This window comes from Candidatus Methylomirabilis sp., assembly GCF_028716865.1.
Lineage (GTDB): Bacteria > Methylomirabilota > Methylomirabilia > Methylomirabilales > Methylomirabilaceae > Methylomirabilis.
The window spans coordinates 1-5,031 of sequence record NZ_JAQUOY010000050.1 but is presented as its reverse complement, the minus strand read 5'-3'; the positions used below and the strand labels follow the sequence as shown (position 1 = coordinate 5,031).

5 protein-coding genes are annotated in these 5,031 nt (G+C 59.6%); all 5 read right to left on the bottom strand.

The genetic code is table 11. The annotated features are described in order from the left end of the window. On the bottom strand, positions 1–1,232 hold a 1,232-nt coding region (gene sufD / locus PHV01_RS12705), incomplete at its 3' end, for a Fe-S cluster assembly protein SufD (RefSeq protein ID WP_337291527.1). A 17-nt stretch (positions 1,233–1,249) separates the two neighbouring features. Continuing rightward, a complete protein-coding gene (gene sufC, locus PHV01_RS12700; protein WP_337291526.1) occupies positions 1,250–2,020 on the bottom strand; it encodes a Fe-S cluster assembly ATPase SufC in 771 nt (256 codons plus the stop codon). A 13-nt stretch (positions 2,021–2,033) separates the two neighbouring features. Then, positions 2,034–3,494, bottom strand: a complete 1,461-nt coding sequence (gene sufB / locus PHV01_RS12695; RefSeq protein WP_337291525.1) for a Fe-S cluster assembly protein SufB — start codon at positions 3,492–3,494, stop codon at positions 2,034–2,036. 150 nt (positions 3,495–3,644) lie between these two features. Next, positions 3,645–4,727, bottom strand: coding sequence for an Mrp/NBP35 family ATP-binding protein (locus tag PHV01_RS12690; protein WP_337291524.1), 1,083 nt, complete (start codon positions 4,725–4,727; stop codon positions 3,645–3,647). A 56-nt stretch (positions 4,728–4,783) separates the two neighbouring features. Continuing rightward, the coding region (locus PHV01_RS12685; RefSeq protein ID WP_337291523.1) for a hypothetical protein at positions 4,784–5,031 on the bottom strand (248 nt) is incomplete at its 5' end.

The following is a 5,031-nucleotide window of genomic DNA, read 5'->3' as shown; positions in this document are numbered from 1 at the left end:
TAGGTCAGCAGACTCCCGGCAGCCGCAAGATCGACGCCGCGAGAACGCAGATAAAACATCGCTTCCTGGTCATGCTGGCCGATGGTCGTACCATGGGTGCATTTCACGTCATTGTTGAAGATCTCTAACTGCGGCTTGCTGTCGATCACAGCATCCTCGGACAGCAGGAGGTTCTTGTTGACCTGTTTGGCATCAGTTTTCTCGGCGGCCTTATGCACAACGATCTTGCCGTTGAAGACCCCCCTCGCCTTCCCATCGAGGATACCCTTATAGAGCTGACGGCTGCTGCAATGTGGCTGGGCGTGATCGATCCGCGTGTGGTTATCCACGTGCTGCCGCCCCGTCACCATATAGAGGCCATTGAGGAAACACTCAGCCCCTTCCCCGTTAAGCGCCACGTCCAGATTGTTCCGGACGAGGGCGCCACCAAGGTCAATGGTGTGGGACGAGAACGTACTGCTGCGGCTAAGCTGTGCCTGCACCGTTGCCACGTGGAAGGCCTCCTCGCTTTCCCGCTGCACCTTATAATAGTCGATCACTGCGTTCTCGCCGCCGACGATTTCGGTGACCACATCAGTAAAATAGATGTCATGTTTCAGGCCCACGTAGCTCTCGACGATCCGGACCTGGCTGTGAGATCCGACCACGATCAGGTTCCTGGGGTACGACACCGGAACCGAGCCGAAGGGCGCGGAGGAGATAAACAGCAGGTGGATGGGCGCCTCAACGATCGTGTCCTTCGGGATGGATACGAACGCCCCATCTTCCATGAAGGCGGTATTGAGGGCCACGAACGCCTGATCGTGGTAACCGGCGTGCTGAGCCAGGTGTCCCTCGACCGATGCCGGGTTGCAGGCGAGAACCGTTGCCAGGCTGCTCACCACGACACCTTCTGGAAGCTTCTCAAGCGATGACAGATCGGATGCGTACCGCCCGTTCACGAAGACAAGCTGGGCGCACGCCACTTCCTCGAAGCCAAAAAGTTCGAGGGATTCGGCCGGCCGCATCCCCCACGCCTGTCCAGCGCGCGTGAACGGGGTCTTGGCGATCGGGGCGACGTTGGTGTACTTCCAATCCTCGAGCCGAGTCGTGGGAAACCCCAGTTCGGCGAACCGGCCGAACGCTGCCGTGCGAATAAGGTTGAACCACTGAGGCCGCCCGTCCGCGCTATCCCTGTTGATCCGCTCGAAGTCTACCCGATAGCTGTCCAGCTCTTCTGCAACTTGAAGCATCACGCCGTCGCTGCCTCCTACACGATCGTCTGCTGGGCGATCTCGGCTTCCGCTTTGATCCAGTCGTACCCTTTCGCCTCGAGCTCGAGGGCCAGCGCCCGCCCCCCCGACTTGACAATCCGCCCCTCAGAGAGGACGTGAACGAAGTCGGGAGTCACGTAGTTCAGCAGCCGTTGGTAATGGGTGATCAGGATCATGGCGCGGTCCGGGCTCCTGAGCGCATCGATGCCGTTCGCCACGATCCGTAACGCATCAATGTCCAGGCCGGAGTCGGTCTCGTCCAGGATCGCCAGCTTGGGTTCGAGCACGGCCATCTGGAAAATCTCGTTTCGTTTCTTCTCCCCGCCGGAGAAGCCTTCGTTGAGCGGACGATTCAAGAGACTCTGGTCCAGCTCGACAAGTTTCATCTTTTCCTTGATCAGGCTGAGAAAGTCGATGGCATCCAGCTCTTCGAGGCCGCGGTGTTTTCGTGTGGCATTCACTGCCGCCTTCAGGAAGTAGCTGGTGCTCACCCCGGGGATCTCGACCGGGTATTGGAAGCCCAGGAAGAGCCCCTCGCGAGCACGCTCTTCCGGAGGCATCCGGAGCAGGTCCTTCCCCTCATAGATCACCTCGCCTGCCATGACCTTGCAGGTGTCTCGACCGGCAAGCAGATGGGCCAAGGTGCTCTTGCCCGAACCGTTCGGACCCATGATGGCGTGGACTTCACCTGCCTTAACCACAAGATCGATGCCACGCAGAATCTCGTTGTCGCCGACTTGCGCGTGCAGGTTTTTGATTTCCAGCATACCTCTCCCCGAATTATCCAACGCTTCCCTCAAGGCTCACACCCAGCAGCTTCTGGGCTTCCACGGCGAACTCCATCGGCAGCTCGCGCAGGACCGTCTTGCAAAACCCGTTGACGATCAGATTGACGGCATCTTCGGCCGAGATCCCGCGCTGCTTACAATAGAAGAGCTGATCCTCGCCGATCTTGGACGTTGACGCCTCGTGCTCGAGTTGCGAGGAGTTATTCGTCACCTCGAGGTACGGGAAGGTATGCGCGCCGCACTGATCGCCGAGCAGCAAGGAGTCGCACTGCGAGTAGTTCCGGGCGCCGGTCGCCCCCTTCATGATCTTGACCAGTCCACGATAACTGTTTTGTCCGTGGCCGGCGGAGATTCCCTTCGAGATGATGGTGCTTCTGGTGTGCTTACCGATATGGATCATCTTGGTGCCGGTGTCCGCCTGCTGGTAATGGTTGGTCAGCGCGACCGAGTAGAACTCTCCGGTCGAGTCATCACCCTGCAGGATGCAGCTCGGGTACTTCCAGGTGATCGCCGAACCGGTCTCTACCTGCGTCCAGGAGATCTTGGCGCGCTTGCCCTGGCACTTACCCCGCTTGGTGACAAAGTTGTAGATGCCGCCCTTGCCTTCCTTGTCGCCCGGGTACCAGTTCTGGACCGTCGAGTACTTTATCTGGGCGTCGTCGTGGGCGATCAGCTCCACGACCGCCGCATGTAACTGGTTCTCGTCCCGCATCGGGGCGGTGCACCCCTCCAGATAGCTCACATAGGCGCCCTCATCGGCAATGATCAGGGTCCGTTCGAACTGGCCCGTCTGAGCGGCGTTGATCCGGAAGTAGGTTGAAAGCTCCATCGGGCAGCGCACGCCCTTCGGGATATAACAGAACGACCCGTCGCTGAAGACGGCGGAGTTCAGCGTGGCGAAGAAGTTATCGGTGTAGGGCACCACCGACCCCAGGTACTTTCTGACCAGGTCCGGGTGGTTCTGCACCGCCTCGGAAAAGGAACAGAAGATGATCCCGAGCTCGCCGAGCTTCCCCTTGAAGGTCGTGGCCACCGAGACGCTGTCAAACACCGCATCGACCGCGATGCCGCTGAGCCGCTTTCGCTCCGACAGGGGAATGCCCAGCTTCTCGAACGTCTCCAGCAGTTTCGGATCAACCTCATCGAGGCTCGTCGGTACTGCCGTCTGCTGCTTGGGGGCCGCGTAGTACCGGATGGCCTGGTAGTCGATGGGCGGATACTTGACGTTGGCCCACTTCGGCTCTGCCTCTGACTTTTCCAGCTTCGCCCAATGCCGGTAGGCCTTCAGGCGCCACTGCAGCATCCAGTCGGGCTCATTTTTCTTGGCGGAGATGAGACGAATGGTATCCTCATTCAGTCCGTGAGGAACGGCCTCCTCTTCGATCTCCGTCACAAACCCGTACTTATATTCCTGGTTAGCCAGGGCCTCGATCGCCTTCGAGCTGCTGCTCATGACCTCACCTTCTTCCACTCTTTCTGAACCTCACGCAACGGGGGGCCTGTTCACCCGGTCCCGGTACTTGGGACGGTGGGCGTACCCAACCATAACACTTTATCCTAGCGCCATCGACCTCTTTTTTCCACACATTTTGCGCGCCGCGCCCTACCGCATCGTCACTACCGGTGGCCTCCGGGGCGCATCAGTAGCCGCATTGGCGATGCTGATCCTGGCGGCCAAACAGCCCGCCACCTCGTAAAAGGCTTTCGCCACGGGCGAGTCAGCCGACTCCATGGCCACTGGTCTCCCCTCGTCACTACTGCGACGGATATATGGATCGAGCGGAATCTCGCCAAGAAACGGGATCGCTGCCTTCTCGCTCGCCGCACGCGCCCCGCCATGCCCGAAGATCTCATCTCGGTGGCCGCACTGCGAACAGGCATAGTAGCTCATATTCTCGACAATCCCCAAGATCGGGGTCTTGAGCTTCTCAAACATCAGGATAGCCTTGGAAGCGACCTCCAGCGCCACATCCTGGGGGGTAGAAACGATCACGGCGCCTGTGAGCGGAATCGTTTGGCACAGGCTCAGTTGGATATCGCCCGTCCCTGGCGGCAGATCGATCACCAGGTAGTCCAGTTCCCCCCACTCGACGTGGCCCAGGAATTCCTGGACCATCTTGTGCAGCATCGGACCCCGCCAGACCACCGCCTCATTTGTTGGCAGGAAGAACCCCATGGACATGATCTTCACCCCATGCATCAGGGGTGGAATCATCTTCCCGGCTTCCGTCTGCTGCAATGCGCCACCGCCGCCCATGAGTTTCGGAATGCACGGACCGTAGACGTCCGCATCCATGAGCCCGACCTTGGCACCTGTCTGCATCAAGGCAACGGCCAGGTTTGCCGCCACCGTTGATTTGCCGACCCCCCCTTTGCCGCTCGCGACAGCCACCGTATTGAGCACCCCCGGCAAGTACGAAGGCTGAGGCTCGCGTGAGGTGGTAACACGAGAGGTCATAGTGACCTCTACCTGCTCCACACCCGGGAGAGCGGCCACGACCTGCCGGGCGCCCTCTTCCATCTGCTTTCGGACCGGGCAAGCGGGGGTCGTCAGTTCAATGATGAAGCTCACCTTTCCGCCATTGATCTGCACGTCCCTGATGAAGCCAAGCGAGACGATGTCGCGATGGAGGTCCGGATCCTGGATCTTGGCAAGCGCCTCAAGCACCGCTTGTTTCGTAACCATCTCTTACTGTTGCACCCTCTCTAACGAACTCACCGGCCTGCCTGTCGGCAGACAGGTCAGGCGGCTCTTTCAGTCTCGACCTCGTGCTGGATCCGGTCAAGCCAAGCCTCTGTGTGATCCCAGTCCGACACTCCCAAGCCCAGCAGGCGCTCAATGTCAATCGCTGACATGAACTCCCGGACCGTAAAGCCGCAGCGCGAACATCGCTTGTAGTAAAACTTTCTGTCGTCCTCCACCTGCACCTGTCCGATCCGGTTCATACGGGCCATGCAACACTGGCTCGGGGTGGGGGGAGATATGATCT